12 protein-coding genes are annotated in these 13,453 nt (G+C 73.6%); 4 read left to right on the top strand and 8 right to left on the bottom strand.

Features of this window, described 5'->3' with window-relative positions; genetic code table 11:
• Positions 1-86 precede the first annotated feature (86 nt).
• Complete coding sequence (locus tag ACODT5_RS29305) at positions 87-605, bottom strand: hypothetical protein (RefSeq protein ID WP_422522179.1); 519 nt, start codon at positions 603-605, stop codon at positions 87-89.
• 255 nt (positions 606-860) lie between these two features.
• Between ACODT5_RS29305 and ACODT5_RS29300 the strand changes: the two genes are divergently transcribed.
• Positions 861-1,523, top strand: coding sequence for a DUF998 domain-containing protein (locus ACODT5_RS29300; RefSeq protein ID WP_422525073.1), 663 nt, complete (start codon positions 861-863; stop codon positions 1,521-1,523).
• Positions 1,524-1,636: 113 nt separating this feature from the next.
• Positions 1,637-2,479 carry an alpha/beta fold hydrolase gene (locus tag ACODT5_RS29295; protein ID WP_422522178.1) on the top strand — a complete coding sequence of 281 codons (843 nt, stop codon included), beginning with the start codon at positions 1,637-1,639 and terminating at the stop codon, positions 2,477-2,479.
• On the opposite strand, the gene ACODT5_RS29290 is transcribed toward ACODT5_RS29295, so the two are convergent.
• The 4 genes from ACODT5_RS29290 to ACODT5_RS29275 form a co-directional block, all read right to left on the bottom strand.
• On the bottom strand, positions 2,464-2,883 hold the full coding sequence (locus ACODT5_RS29290; RefSeq protein ID WP_422522177.1) for a CBS domain-containing protein: 420 nt from the start codon (positions 2,881-2,883) through the stop codon (positions 2,464-2,466). The genes ACODT5_RS29295 and ACODT5_RS29290 overlap by 16 nt on opposite strands.
• A gap of 392 nt (positions 2,884-3,275) precedes the next feature.
• On the bottom strand, positions 3,276-3,986 hold the full coding sequence (locus ACODT5_RS29285; protein ID WP_422522176.1) for a DUF305 domain-containing protein: 711 nt from the start codon (positions 3,984-3,986) through the stop codon (positions 3,276-3,278).
• Entirely contained in the window at positions 3,983-4,636 is a 654-nt protein-coding gene (locus ACODT5_RS29280; protein ID WP_422522175.1) for a DUF3105 domain-containing protein, read from the bottom strand. The genes ACODT5_RS29285 and ACODT5_RS29280 overlap by 4 nt, the downstream gene beginning before the upstream one ends.
• Positions 4,637-4,709: 73 nt before the next feature.
• On the bottom strand, positions 4,710-5,120 hold the full coding sequence (locus ACODT5_RS29275) for a hypothetical protein (RefSeq protein WP_422522174.1): 411 nt from the start codon (positions 5,118-5,120) through the stop codon (positions 4,710-4,712).
• Between the two features lie 172 nt (positions 5,121-5,292).
• Between ACODT5_RS29275 and glnA the strand changes: the two genes are divergently transcribed.
• Complete coding sequence (glnA, locus tag ACODT5_RS29270) at positions 5,293-6,654, top strand: type I glutamate--ammonia ligase (protein WP_243329674.1); 1,362 nt, start codon at positions 5,293-5,295, stop codon at positions 6,652-6,654.
• 77 nt (positions 6,655-6,731) lie between these two features.
• On the opposite strand, the gene ACODT5_RS29265 is transcribed toward glnA, so the two are convergent.
• The 3 genes from ACODT5_RS29265 to ACODT5_RS29255 all read right to left on the bottom strand — a co-directional run bounded on the left by ACODT5_RS29265 (position 6,732) and on the right by ACODT5_RS29255 (position 9,785).
• A complete protein-coding gene (locus ACODT5_RS29265) occupies positions 6,732-6,974 on the bottom strand; it encodes a TM2 domain-containing protein (RefSeq protein WP_266909300.1) in 243 nt (80 codons plus the stop codon).
• Between the two features lie 127 nt (positions 6,975-7,101).
• Positions 7,102-7,566 carry a DUF2752 domain-containing protein gene (locus ACODT5_RS29260; RefSeq protein ID WP_422522173.1) on the bottom strand — a complete coding sequence of 155 codons (465 nt, stop codon included), beginning with the start codon at positions 7,564-7,566 and terminating at the stop codon, positions 7,102-7,104.
• 119 nt (positions 7,567-7,685) lie between these two features.
• Positions 7,686-9,785 carry a PIG-L family deacetylase gene (locus ACODT5_RS29255; protein ID WP_422522172.1) on the bottom strand — a complete coding sequence of 700 codons (2,100 nt, stop codon included), beginning with the start codon at positions 9,783-9,785 and terminating at the stop codon, positions 7,686-7,688.
• Positions 9,786-10,463: 678 nt separating this feature from the next.
• On the opposite strand from ACODT5_RS29255, the gene ACODT5_RS29250 reads away from it, so the two are divergent.
• Entirely contained in the window at positions 10,464-13,451 is a 2,988-nt protein-coding gene (locus ACODT5_RS29250; RefSeq protein WP_422522171.1) for a bifunctional [glutamine synthetase] adenylyltransferase/[glutamine synthetase]-adenylyl-L-tyrosine phosphorylase, read from the top strand.
• The last annotated feature ends 2 nt before the right edge of the window (positions 13,452-13,453 follow it).

Here is a 13,453-nt window from a genome sequence, read left to right as displayed (position 1 = left end):
GAACACCTCGTGATGGTGTGAGGCAGGCAGGTGGGCACCGTCTGCCGCCGCCCCGCAGGCGTGCGGGGGCGACGACGGAGCCCGGCCTATACGCGCAGCACCGTCAGCAGGGCGAGGAGTTCGCGGGGTGGCGGCGGGTCCGGACCGCCGGACCGGCCCGGCGCGCGTGCTGCGCCCCCGAGCGGCGCGGTACGGCGCGGGCCGGCCAGTCCGGCTCCGAGGACGAGCAGGGTGAGGGCGCCGAGCACGGCGAGACACACGGACATGGGGTCCATGCCGGTGTGCTGCGGGCGCGGGGCCTCGATGGTGACGGTGACGGTGGCGGCGGCTTTGGCGGCAGCGGCCGCCATGTCCGCCATGTCCGCCATGTCCGACGGGGCTGCCGGGTCCGGCGCCTCGGCCGGTCGGCCTCCGTGCGCCGCCCCGGACGGCGCATGGCCGCCCTGGGGAACGAAACGGGCCGAAGACACGTCCTCCATGGCGTGGGCCGGAGTCGGATGGCCCAGCGTGTGCATGCCCGCGATGCCGAGCAGCAGCGCGGCGAACAGCAGCAGCCGGGGCCACCGGGCTGCTGGTCGCTGGGTGCGCGAGGCTGGGCGGGTCATGGGCGGAACCCTACCCGGGGTGGGTATCCGATCGGAGGACCGGGCCCGGCCGCGTTTAGGATTAGTCGCATTATGTCCATAAAAGGCACGCCGTCCCCGCCGCCTCCGTCGTCGCCGAATCCCCGGGACTCCGGGCACCCCGGGGACCCCCTCAAGCACGTGAAGCCCGTCGAGTCCCGGAGATCCTGGAAGTCCGTGAACAGGCCCTCGACCGCGACGGGTCCCGCCGCCACGGCCGGGGCCGGTGCCCCTTACGTGGCCCTCCTCATCGGGCTCGGCGCCGCCGCCTACACCGCGTGGGTCCTCGAAGTCGTCCTCTCCACGGGCCTCAACCCCATCGAGACGTACGTCAGCGAGCTCGCGGCCCAGGACCAGCCGCTCGGCGGCCTGTTCCGGGCCACCGACTTCACCGCCGGCCTCCTCGTCCTGTTCGGCGGCCTCCTGGCCCTGCTCCGCCTCGCCACCCGCGTCGAACCCCGCCGCCTCTGGTCCGTCGCCGGCTGGTCCGGGATCACCCTCTTCGGCGCCGCCACCGCGGCGGACGCCTGGCTGCCGCTGAGCTGCACGCCGACCGTGGACCCCGAATGCGCGGCGCGGGAGACCGCCGGGCTGGTCCCCGCCACCCATCAGGCGCACGCCGTCAGCAGCAGTCTGGCCATGACGGGAGCGCTCGTCGGGATCGTGGCCCTCACCCTCGCCGCCCGCCGCTACGGCCGCCTCGCCCCGCTCGCGCGGTTCGGGCCCGTGCTCGTCGTGCTCGAACTGCTGGCCACCGCCTGGACCCTGGTCTCCATCGCCCTGTTCACCGCCGGGCACGGCACCTGGGCGCTCGGCGCCGGCCAGCGGCTCCAGGTGCTGTTCGTGGCGGTCTGGCTGGGCCTGCTCGCGTACTCCGTCCACCGCGAACGCCGTACGTGAGCGCACCCCGGGCCGGGGCGGTTCCCGGAAGGTTCGTACGCCTCCCAGCCGGCCCTGCCGGCTCCGTCGGCCCCTCAGACCCCACAAGCCCCGCACGCCCCGTCGCCGACGGGGTGCCGCTGCACGTCCTCGTGGAGGGCTCCGGCCCGCCGGTCGTCCTCAGCGCCGGGCTCGCCATGGCCTGGTTCGACTGGGACCCCGTGGCGGAGCTGCTCGTCGCCGCCGGCCGTACCGTCGTCCGCTTCGACCGTCCCGGCCACGGGCTGAGCGCCCCCGCCGTGCGCCCGCCGTCCGCGGCCGGGGAGGCGCACCGGATCGCCGGACTGCTGGACGCGGTGGGTCTGGGCGGCGAGCGCGTCACCGTGGCCGGGCACTCACTCGCCGGGTTCCACGCGGAGGCCTTCGCCCGGCTGTACCCCGCGCGCACCGCGGCCCTGGTGCTGGTCGACAGCAGCGTCGAGGAGCGGCCCCGCACGGCCCTGCCCGCCGGGCTGCGCACCGGCGCCGCCCGGGTGCTGGGCCGGGCCGTGACCGCCGCCGGGCTGCCGGCCGCGCTGGGGCCCTGGGCCCGGCGGACCGCCGTACGGGCATCCCGCGCGGGCGGCGCGGACCCGGCCGCGCGGGACCTCGTACGCCGCTGCTACCGGACCGGCAGGGTCTGGCGCGGAGCCCTGCTGGAGAACTCCCGCTACCCCGACACGGCCGCCGAGCTGCTGGCGCTGCGCGCGGAGTTCCCGCTGACCGCGCCCGCCACCGTCCTGGCCGGCCACGACCCCGGCGCGCGCCGCCCGGACCTGGCCTGGCTCGGCCGCCAGGCGGCGCTGGCCGACGCGCTGGGAGCCCGCTTCGAGGTCGCGGAGCCGGCCGGACACCTGGTCATGCTGGACCGCCCGCACCAAGTGGCGCGGGCGGTCCTGTACGCGGTGCGACCGCGGAGCCCTCAGTTCCGGGCGTAGACCTTCTCGGCCCAGCCGGCTATCTGCTCCTCCGACAGGTGCTTGGCCAGGTCGGCCTCGCTGATCATCCCGACCAGCCGCTTGTTGTCGATGACGGGGAGCCGGCGGATCTGGTGGCTCTGCATCTCCTCCAGCACCTCGGAGACGTCGGCGCCCGCGTCGATCCAGCGCGGGGTGCCCTGGGCCATGTCGCCGGCCGTGATCTTCGACGGGTCGTGCCCCTTGGCCACACAGCCGATGACGATGTCGCGGTCGGTCAGGATGCCGCAGAGGCGTTCGTTGGAATCGCTGATGGGCAGCGCGCCCACATTGAGGCGGCTCATCAGCTGAGCGGCCCGGTCCAGGGTCTCGGTGGCGGGGATCCACTGGGCCCCGGGGTGCATGATCTCTCCGGCGGTGGTCATCGCGTAAACCTCCTGAGCACGCCGTAGCGGCCGGGCGCGGGTGCGCCTGCCTCGGCGTCCCCATCCTCATTCGCCCGTTCGGCCCCCGCGACCCGGCGGGGGCCGGAGGGGGCCGTACGGGTGACCCCGCGCGGGTGCGGCCCTGCGGTGCGGGGGCCCTGCGGGGGCCTGCGGGGCTGTCCCCTACCCTCCCCCAGACTCCGTCCGGGGGGACCCCCGGTTCCACCGTTCCCCGGGCTGCGCCCGGACCCCCCTGGGGCTCCGCCCCAGACCCCGCGCCTCAAACGCCGGCGGGGCTGGATGTGGCCGGCGCCGACCCGCACGTGAACGCCGGCGGGGCTGGAAAATCCAGCCCCGCCGGCGTTTGAACGGCTCCGCACGCGGACGACGGGTCACCCCGCGGCCGGCGGCTCCGCTCCGCGCTGCTTCAGCATGTCGGCCATCAGCTGGAGCTCCGCCTGCTGGGCGTCCACCATGCCCTGGGCCAGCGCCCGCTCGGACGGGTTCCCGCACTGGGCGGCACAACCTTCGGCCATCGCGACGCCACCCTTGTGGTGGTCGGTCATCAGCCGCAGGTAGAGCACCTCGGCGTCCCGGCCCTCGGCGGAGCCGAGCTGCGCCAGCTCCTCCTTGGTGGCCATGCCGGGCATCAGCGCGCCGGGCTTGGTGGCGACCCCGGCCCCGCCCATGGCATGGCCCGCCATGCCGTGGTCCTCGCCGTCGGCCCCCATCCAGGACATCGGGGGCTCGTCGGCCACCGTCTTCGGCAGGCCCCACATGTCCAGCCAGCCGAGCAGCATGCCGCGCTGGTTGGCCTGGGTGTTGGCGACGTCGTAGGCGAGGCTGCGCACCGGCTCGTCCTGCGTGCGGTCGCGCACGATGAAGGACATCTCCACCGCCTGCTGGTGGTGCACCGCCATGTCCCGGGCGAAGCCGGCGTCGGCGGAGTAGAGCCCCGGTGTCCGGGAGGCCGCGGGCGCGGAGTCGGGTCCCCCCGCGGTGGCGACCGTGGCTCCCACCGCGAAGAGCAGCGCCAGGGCCACGGCCGAGCCCGCGGCCCAGTACGTACGGGTCACGGAGCCGCGACCGGGCGTACGGGTCACTTGTCGGCCAGCCCGTTCGTGCAGGCCGCGCCCGGCTCGGGGGTCTGCGGGCCCTGCACGTACTTGGTGAAGAACTGCGCGACCCGGGCGTCGTCCGCCTTGTCCACGGTCAGCTGCTTGCCCCACGCGCTGAGCATGATCGCGCCGGACTGCTCCTTGACGGGGCTCATCAGCGTGTACGGGGTCTTGGCCACCTTGCCGGCGAGCTTCTCCACGTCGGCCGGGGCGGCCTTCTCGTTGTACGTCACCCACACGGCGCCGTGCTCGATCGAGTGCACGGCGTTCACCTCGGGAATCGGGTTCTTGTAGACGTCGCCGTTGCAGTTCATCCACCGGGGGTGGTGGTCCCCGCCGACCGGCGGGGTCATCTCGTACTTCACCGGGGTCTCGACGTGCTTGTTGCCGAGCTTCTTGGCGTCCCAGGTCTGCTCGCCGGCGACCGGCGCCTTGGCGAGCGCCTCCCTGGCTTCCTTGTCGTTCTGCTGGTCGATCATCACCCACGCGCCGAAGCCGATGAGCGCGGTGACGACGGCGGCCGACGTCGTGATCGCGATGGCCTTGTTGCGGCGGTCCCGCGACTGGTCGGCGCGGCGCATCTCGGCTATCCGCGCCTGGCGGGAGCTGTTGGTTTCGGAGTTCCTGCTGGCCATGGCCCTGAATCCTTTTTGCTGAGGGGGGTGGAGTGGAGAACGCGCTACCTGAGCGCCGCCGAACCGGGACCCGTCAGGTCCGCAGCACTTGGAGGGCGTGCAGGTCGGGGCCGCGCGCGAGCGCCGAAGGGGGCCGGATCCACGCCGCGGGCGCGGGGCGCACGGCGGCGGGCACGGGCGTCCCGCCGGCCACCAGGGCCGCGGGCGGCGCCGGGGGCAGCAGTCCGGGCAGAACGTGCGAGAGCGGGGAGCAGCCGGGCCTGTCGTACGGCGCCACGCAGACCACGTGCGGCGCGCCCGGCGCGTGGGCGGTGTGCCCGGCCCGCGCGACCGTCCCCGCGGCGGCCGGCTGCCCGGCCCCGACCCCGGCCGTCCGGCACAGGAACGCCGCGCCGGCCAGCACCCCGAAGGCCATCAGGAGGACGGCATGCCTGAGCAGCGGACGTCTCCGACGTCCCTGCTCGTCCCGCGCATGGCCCCCCATGGGCGCCGATGGTAATGCTCATGACCGGCCCTAGGTCAGTGCGGGGGTGCCACCGGCTTTGCGGGGTGCGTAATCTGGCGGAAACCACCGCTGGCGATACTGGGCCGGCCCGACTGTGCCCGTGCCCTCGCGGCAGTGGTGCACAGGCCGCCTGAACTGCGAGGATGAAGCCATGGACAAGCAGCAGGAATTCGTCCTCCGGACGCTCGAGGAGCGCGACATCCGCTTCGTGCGCCTGTGGTTCACCGACGTACTGGGCTTCCTGAAGTCCGTAGCGGTCGCGCCGGCGGAGCTGGAACAGGCCTTTGACGAGGGCATCGGATTCGACGGCTCGGCGATCGAGGGGTTCGCGCGGGTCTACGAGTCCGACATGATCGCCAAGCCGGACCCGAGCACCTTCCAGATACTGCCGTGGCGCGCGGAGGCCCCCGGAACGGCGCGGATGTTCTGCGACATCCTGATGCCGGACGGCTCGCCCTCCTACGCGGACCCGCGGTACGTCCTCAAGCGCATCCTGAACAAGACCTCCGACCTGGGCTTCACCTTCTACACCCACCCGGAGATCGAGTTCTTCCTGCTGAAGGACAAGCCGCTGGACGGCACCCGGCCCACCCCGGCCGACAACTCGGGCTATTTCGACCACACCCCGCAGAACGTCGGCATGGACTTCCGCCGCCAGGCGATCACTATGCTCGAATCCATGGGCATCTCGGTCGAGTTCAGCCACCACGAGGGCGCCCCCGGCCAGCAGGAGATCGACCTGCGCTACGCCGACGCCCTCTCGACGGCCGACAACATCATGACCTTCCGCCTGGTCATGAAGCAGGTCGCCCTGGAACAGGGCGTCCAGGCCACCTTCATGCCGAAGCCGTTCTCGGAGTACCCCGGTTCGGGCATGCACACCCACCTCTCCCTCTTCGAGGGCGACCGCAACGCCTTCTACGAGTCGGGCGCCGAGTACCAGCTCTCCAAGGTCGGCCGCTCCTTCATCGCGGGCCTGCTCAAGCACGCGGCGGAAACGGCCGCCGTGACCAACCAGTGGGTCAACTCCTACAAGCGCATCTGGGGCGGCTCCTCCCGCACCGCCGGCTCCGGCGGCGAGGCCCCCTCGTACATCTGCTGGGGCCACAACAACCGTTCGGCCCTGATCCGCGTCCCGATGTACAAGCCGGGCAAGACGGGCTCCTCCCGCGTGGAGGTCCGCTCGATCGACTCGGGCGCCAACCCCTACCTGACGTACGCCGTCCTCCTGGCGGCGGGCCTCAAGGGCATCGAGGAGGGCTACGAACTCCCGGCCGGCGCCGATGACGACGTCTGGGCCCTGTCCGACGCGGAACGCCGCGCGATGGGCATCGAACCGCTCCCGCAGAACCTCGGCGAGGCCATCGCCCTGATGGAGCGCAGCGAACTGGTCGCCGAAACCCTCGGCGAACACGTCTTCGACTTCTTCCTCCGCAACAAGAAGCAGGAGTGGGAGGAGTACCGCAGCGAGGTCACGGCCTTCGAGCTGCGCAAGATGATGCCGGTCCTGTAACCGGGGCAGAGCTGGATACGCCTACGGCCGGCCCCCTCAGTCATGAGGGGGCCGGCCGTAGGGCGTTACCGGGCACGTCAGGCGCGCAGCACGCGGCCCGCCTTGTCGGTGCGGTCGTCCTTGACGAGGAAGAGGATGCCGTCGATCAGGGCCCAGAAGCCGAGGCCGCCGCAGGTGAGCAGCTGGGCGATGGCCATGCCGGTGTGGCCGGTGTAGAAGCGGCCGATGCCGAGGCCGCCGAGGAAGATCTGCAGCAGGCCGGCGACCAGCTTGGACTTGTCGGAGTACGGCTGACCGTTCGGGGCGATGTTCTGGGACATGCAAAAGCTCCTAGTGAAACTGCTGTTCAGCGGGGACGTGTGCCACGACGGCTGGCCGTAGCGGAAGTACTGACCTGCGACGGCTGTGCATGGTTGCCCTGCGGCCCGCAACGTGATCAACTCGTGATCACGTGACCGCATTTCGAACAACTGCCCAGGTCAGGGCGACCCCTACGATCGCAGCCTGTCCCCGGATCCCGATCACCGGGTGGTACTTCCGCCCGCGCAGGCCCTCGGCGACCCAGCGGGCGTAGAGGAAGAGGGCGAGCGGCAGCCCCAGCAGGAGCAGCACCGCGTTGTCGTGGAAGGCCGCGGCGAAGTCGCCGTGCAGGAGGTCGTAACACATCCGGGTGGCCCCGCAGGCCGGGCAGAGCAGGCCCGTCAGCCAGTTGAAGGGGCAGCGGGGGAGCCAGTGGCCGGCCTCGTGCGGATTGATGCCCCAGAGGTACGCGGCTCCCGCGCCCAGCACGGCGAGCGAAGCGAGCGGGGCCGCCGCCGGCCGGCGGAGCAGCGGCGTGTGCGGCCGGGCCGGCTGGAGCCCGCCGCGGGAACCCTGGTCCCCTCCGCAGGCGTCCGGCAGGTCTGCCGACATGGGCGCTCCCTCCTTGACGTACCCGTACCCGTACCCGATACCCGCACGTGGTCGTGTGGGAGCAATCGGAGGCCCATCCTCGCACCGGGGCGTCCGCCCGGTTTCGGGCAGGGGAGCGGCTACGCCCGCGGCACCGCGCGGTGCCAGGTGGTGCGGGTGGGGGTCGGGAGGGAGGTGGCCACGTGGAGTTGGGCGTCCAGGCCCAGGACCGCCGCCGTCAGGGCGCCCCCCGGTTCCTGGATGCCTGCCGGGGCGCCCGCGTAGAGCATCTGGGACTCCGTCCACGCCGGCGGGCCGCCGAGGCCCGTCGTGCCGACCGTGCCCGAGCCGGCGCGGCCCGTGATGAGGCGGCCCGCCACGCCCACCGCGCCGTAGCCCGAACGCCCCCCGGCCTCCGTGACGCTGGAGACCGCCGGCTTCACGGCCCCGGGCCCCGCCGTGACCACGGCGGTGCGCACGACCCCCGAATCGGGGCGCCGGAAGTAGAGGCGGACGCCCGCAGCCTCCGGGGCGGCGGTGAGGGGGACGGTGGTGGCCGGGAGCCCGGTCGGGAAGGGGCCGGCCAGCGGGGCGCCCGGGGCGGGCTGGATCCAGACCACCACCGACTGGGTGGTGGCGGCGTAGACGTGGCGGCGCCCGGCGGAGTCGGTGACCGTCACCGGGTCGGACTGGAGGTCGGCGCCCCCCAGGTGCTGCCAGCCGCCGAAGGCCCCCGAGGGCTCCTGGGTACGGGCGAGCAGGGTGCGCCGGGAGTCGCGGACGTACACGGTCAGCCGCCCGTCCGGGCCGACAGCGGCCGAGGGCGCGCTGATCAGGGAGGTGCCGGGCCCGTCCCCGGTCTCCGGGGTACCGAGCGGGACCCACGCCCCGAACGGACCGCCGGGCACGGACTGGGCGGCGTACACGATCTCGCGCCGGTAGTCCCCCGGCCGGTCGCCGAAGACGGTACGGGTGGCGAGTACGGCGACCCGCCCGTCGGGGAGGCGGGCGGTGGTCGCGCCCGGGTCGATGCCGGTGCCCGGCAGCAGCACCGGACCCTGCCAGGCGGCGCCCGGGCCGGTGCCGGTGCCGGCCCCGCGGTTCCACACGGCCATCTGGCCGTCGAGGACGGCGAAGGCGTACAGCCGGCCGGGCGGACCCTGCACCAGCCAGGAGGAGTGGTCGCCGCGCGCGTAGCGCAGCGACTGGGCCCAGTTGGGGCCGGTCGGGTAGCCCCCCACCTTGCGGTCGCCGCAGCCGGACGGCGAGCCGCAGTGGTTCCGCTTGTCCTGCCAGCCGTACGTCTTCAGGTAGCCGATCTTCGTGGCGGCCGTCTGCGGGTCCAGCGTGTGCGGCAGCTTGCTGTTGAGGTAGCCCAGGTAGCTCTGGACCGTGAAGTGCGGCCGCTGCCCGAACGGGACCCGCGCGGCGTACGAAGCGGCCCCGGCCTGCGCGAACCGTGCCCCGTACATGTGGTCCTGATGATCGGTGAGCCGTCCGGAGTCGACGTGCCGGCCCGGCGTCGGGTCCTGCATCCGTATCGTCGTCGGCTTGTACCGCTCCAGGACCCCCGCTATCGCCGCTATCACCTGGTCCTTGGTGAAGGTGGGCTGCTGCCTGACCGGAGTGCCGGCGGCGAGTTGCGGGACGAGCGCCGGTATCCGGCCGTTCCACAGGCCGCGCATGCTGTGCGGGCTGTCGGAGACGGCGGCACGGGCCTCGCGCAACTGCAGCCAGACCAGGTTGACGTGGGGCTTCGCCACGAGGACGTCGAGCTCGGCGTGGCCGCCGCCCGCGGTGGGTATGACCGTACGGCTCCACGGGCTGGTGCGGTCGCCGGTGGCCATCTGCGCGTAGGCGGAGCGTATGCCGTTCTGGCGGGCTTCCGCGTAGTGGCTCCGGTCGCTGGGCTGCGCGGGGTCCTTGGTCGCGGGGCCTTCGGCCTGGTTGCGGCCGTCGGCCTCGCCCGAGGTGAGGTACAGGGTGGTGAGCGGGGTGCCGGACGCGATGGAGCGGCTGACGTCCGGGTTCATGAAGAACAGGTCGTCGTCCGGGTGGGCGACGATCTGGACGACCGAACCGGCGGTGGCGCTCACAGGAAGAGCGGCCGGGGAGTCGGTTCCCGGGACGGCCTCGGCCGCGGTCTGCTGGCCGGAGGCGACGGCGAGCGCACCGGTGACCCCGATGGTCAGCATCGGGACCACGGTCGCGAGGAGGAAACGTCGGCGGGACAGGGGCATCGGCTACGCCTTGGGGTCGTTCCGGCAGGAAGAACCGCGTGAAACTGTCGGTCAGTCACTGAGAGTCCGATCCGGGCAAGTTGGTTCACCCGGATCGCCGATGACTTCCGATTCGTGGCAATGGGCACCCGGGTGCGGCCCGTGTCGGTGTTTCGTACGTGTTCTCCGTCACGTCGCGGACGGTCGGCCGCGTCGGCCAGGCCGGCCACGTCGCCAGGCCGGCCACGTCGCCACGTCGCCAGGCCAGCCACGTCGCCAGGCCAGCCACGTCGCCACGTCGGCCACGTCGCCACGTCGGCCACGCCGCCACGTCGGCCACGCCGCCACGTCGGCCACGCCGCCACGTCGGCCAGGCCGGCCGCGTCGGCCGCCGGTTCAGGGCCGGACCGCTTCACGGGCAGACCGGTTCCAGGCCGGGAGGAGACGTTCGGCCGCCCCGCCCGGCCGGGGTTCCCGGGCTCCGCCGGGCCACCGGCATCCGCCGGCCGGGCGGGGGCGGGCCGCAGGCATCGCGGCCTGCCGATAAAAGGACATTCCGCCCCTCGCGCTCGCGGTGAGCCGAACGCCTGCTCCGGCTAGGCTCTCCCCGGGCGGAAGCGCGGACCTGCCGAAGGCGGCACCCCCGCGAAACCGCCCGGCCAGGGCAGAGGCAGGCCGACGTACGCGGGAGGCGGCGGGATGACAGTCCCGGGACGCAGGAGCAGTACCTTCAGCCGGCTGCTGCGCAGCGGGTTCACCGACCCCTCGGCCGCCGCCCGGCTGCTCGACACCGACGCGCTGGCCGCCGTACGCACCGATCCGGTGCTCCTCGACGCCCTCGGGGCCACCGCCGACCCCGACCTCGCCCTCCTCGGGCTGGTCCGGATCGCCGAGGCGCAGGCCCCCGAGGAACTGCCCGTCCTCCTCGACACCCTCGTCAGTGCCAAACCCCTGCGCGACCGCCTCCTCGGCGTACTCGGCGCCTCGGAGGCCCTCGGCGACCACCTCGCCCGCCACCCCCGGGACTGGCAGGCCCTGGTCACCTACGAGGCCGCCGATCTGCACCCCGGCCTGCCCGAGTTCGAGAACGGACTGGCCGGCGCGGACGACCCCGTCACCCTGCGCGTCGCCTACCGCCGCTGCCTGCTCTCCATCGCCGCCCGCGACGTGTGCGGGACCATAGACGTGGCCCAGACCGCCGCCGAACTCGCCGACCTGGCCACCGCCACCCTCCGCGCGGCCCTGCGCATCGCGACCGCCGCCGCCCCCGAGGACGCGGCCGTCTGCCGGCTCGCCGTCATCGCCATGGGCAAGTGCGGCGGCAACGAGCTGAACTACGTCTCCGACGTCGACGTCATCTTCGTCGGCGACGCGGCCCCCGGCGCCGACGAGGGCAAGGCCGTCCAGGCCGCCGCCCGCCTCGCCTCCCACCTCATGCGGATCTGCTCCGAGACCACCGTCGAAGGCACCATCTGGCCCGTCGACGCCAACCTCCGCCCCGAGGGCAGAAACGGTCCGCTCGTCCGCACCCTCGCCTCCCACCTCGCCTACTACCAGCGCTGGGCCAAGACCTGGGAGTTCCAGGCCCTCCTCAAGGCCCGCGCCGTCGCAGGCGACGAGGCGCTCGGCGCCGAGTACATCGCCGCCATAACTCCCCTCGTCTGGCAGGCCGCCGAACGCGAGAACTTCGTCCCCGACGTCCAGAAGATGCGCCGCCGCGTCGTCGACAACATCCCCGCCGCCCAGGTCGAGCGCGAGCTCAAGCTCGGCCCCGGCGGCCTGCGCGACGTCGAGTTCGCCGTCCAGCTCCTCCAGCTCGTCCACGGCCGCTCCGACGCCACCCTGCACTCCGGCACCACCCTCGACGCGCTCAGCGCCCTCGCCGCCGGCGGCTACGTCGGGCGCGCCGACGCCGCCCAACTGCACGACGCGTACCGCTTCCTGCGGGCCATGGAGCACCGCATCCAGCTCTACCGGCTGCGCCGCACCCACCTCGTCCCCGAGGACGAGGCCGACCTGCGGCGCCTGGGCCGCTCGCTCGGCCTGCGCACCGAACCGGTCGCCGAGCTCAACAAGGCCTGGCGCCGGCACGCCTCCGTGGTCCGCCGCCTGCACGAGAAGATCTTCTACCGGCCGCTCCTCGACGCCGTGGCCCAGCTCGCCCCCGGCGAGACCCGGCTCTCCCCGCGCGCCGCCGGCCAGCGCCTCGAAGCCCTCGGGTACGCCGACCCGGCCGCGGCCCTGCGCCACCTCGAAGCCCTCGCCTCCGGCGTCACCCGCGCCGCCGCCATCCAGCGCACCTTGCTGCCCGTGCTCCTCGGCTGGTTCGCCGACTCCGCCGACCCGGACGCCGGCCTCCTCAACTTCCGCAAGGTCTCCGACGCCCTCGGACGCACCCCCTGGTACCTGCGCCTCCTGCGCGACGAGGGCGCCGCCGCGGAGAACCTCGCCCGCGTGCTCTCCGCCGGACGCCTCGCCCCCGACCTCCTCCTGCGCGCCCCCGAGGCGGTGGCCCTGCTGGGCGACCCCGAAGGCCTGGTTCCCCGTACCCACGAGGCCCTGGAACAGGAGGTGCTCGCCGCCGTCGGCCGCGCCGAGAACCCGGAGGCCGGGGTGGCCGCCGCCCGTGGAGTCCGGCGCCGCGAACTGTTCCGCACCACGGCCGCCGACATCATCGGCTCCTACGGTACGGAGGACAATCCGGCCGAGGAGGACCACGGAGCCCTGGTCGACCGGGTCGGCCGAGCCGTCTCCGAACTCACCGCCGCCACCGTCGCCGGAGCCCTGCGCGCCGCCGTTCAGGGCCACTGGGGAGACACCCTCCCCACCCGGTTCGCGATCATCGGCGTCGGCCGCTTCGGCGGTCACGAGCTCGGCTACGGATCCGACGCCGACGTCCTGTTCGTCCACGAGCCGCGCGAGGGCGTCGACGAACAGGTGGCCGCCAAGGCCGCCCAGAGCGTCATCGCCGAGATGCGCAGGCTCCTCCAACTCCCCACCGCCGACCCGCCGCTGCTCATCGACGCGGACCTGCGCCCCGAAGGCCGCTCCGGCCCCCTGGCCCGCACCCTGCCCTCGTACGCGGCCTACTACCGGCGCTGGTCACTGACCTGGGAGTCCCAGGCCCTGCTGCGCGCCGAACCGGTGGCCGGCGACATCGAGCTCGGGCAGCGCTTCATCGACCTGATCGACCCGCTGCGCTACCCGGTGGAAGGCCTCGGCGAGGACGCCGTCCGCGAGATCCGGCGCCTCAAGGCCCGGATGGAATCCGAACGCCTGCCCAGGGGCGCCGACCCGACCCTGCACACCAAACTCGGCCGCGGCGGCCTCAGCGACGTCGAGTGGACCGTCCAGCTGATCCAGATGCGGCACGCCTGGGCGGAACCGGGCCTGCGCACGACCCGCACCCGCGAGGCCCTGGCCGCCGCCCACGCGGCCGGCCTGATCCCGACCGAGGAGGCACAGATCCTGGACGAGGCCTGGGTCCTGGCCACCCGGGTCCGCAACGCCGTGATGCTGGTCCGCGGCCGCGCGGGCGACACCTTCCCCTCGGAAGCCCGCGAACTGGCGGCGGTCGGCCGCTACCTCGGCTACGCGGAGGGCACGGTCGGCGACATGCTGGAGGACTACCGCCGCATCACCCGCCGCGCACGGGGCGTGGTGGACGAGCTGTTCTACGGCGGGTAGGC

Origin of the sequence: Streptomyces tatrensis, assembly GCF_049310065.1 — a bacterium.
Taxonomy (GTDB): Bacteria; Actinomycetota; Actinomycetes; order Streptomycetales; family Streptomycetaceae; genus Streptomyces.
The sequence above is the reverse complement of the archived record's forward strand: the minus strand, read 5'-3'. Positions and strand labels throughout refer to the sequence as shown.

Coding starts and splice junctions, on each gene's coding strand:
- ACODT5_RS29305 (WP_422522179.1), bottom strand. CDS start 605: ATGACCCGCCCAGCCTCGCGCACCCAGCGACCAGCAGCCCGGTGGCCC.
- ACODT5_RS29290 (WP_422522177.1), bottom strand. CDS start 2,883: ATGACCACCGCCGGAGAGATCATGCACCCCGGGGCCCAGTGGATCCCC.
- glnA (WP_243329674.1), top strand. CDS start 5,293: ATGGACAAGCAGCAGGAATTCGTCCTCCGGACGCTCGAGGAGCGCGAC.
- ACODT5_RS29250 (WP_422522171.1), top strand. CDS start 10,464: ATGACAGTCCCGGGACGCAGGAGCAGTACCTTCAGCCGGCTGCTGCGC.
- ACODT5_RS29275 (WP_422522174.1), bottom strand. CDS start 5,120: ATGGGGGGCCATGCGCGGGACGAGCAGGGACGTCGGAGACGTCCGCTG.
- ACODT5_RS29265 (WP_266909300.1), bottom strand. CDS start 6,974: ATGTCCCAGAACATCGCCCCGAACGGTCAGCCGTACTCCGACAAGTCC.
- ACODT5_RS29280 (WP_422522175.1), bottom strand. CDS start 4,636: ATGGCCAGCAGGAACTCCGAAACCAACAGCTCCCGCCAGGCGCGGATA.
- ACODT5_RS29255 (WP_422522172.1), bottom strand. CDS start 9,785: ATGCCCCTGTCCCGCCGACGTTTCCTCCTCGCGACCGTGGTCCCGATG.
- ACODT5_RS29260 (WP_422522173.1), bottom strand. CDS start 7,566: ATGTCGGCAGACCTGCCGGACGCCTGCGGAGGGGACCAGGGTTCCCGC.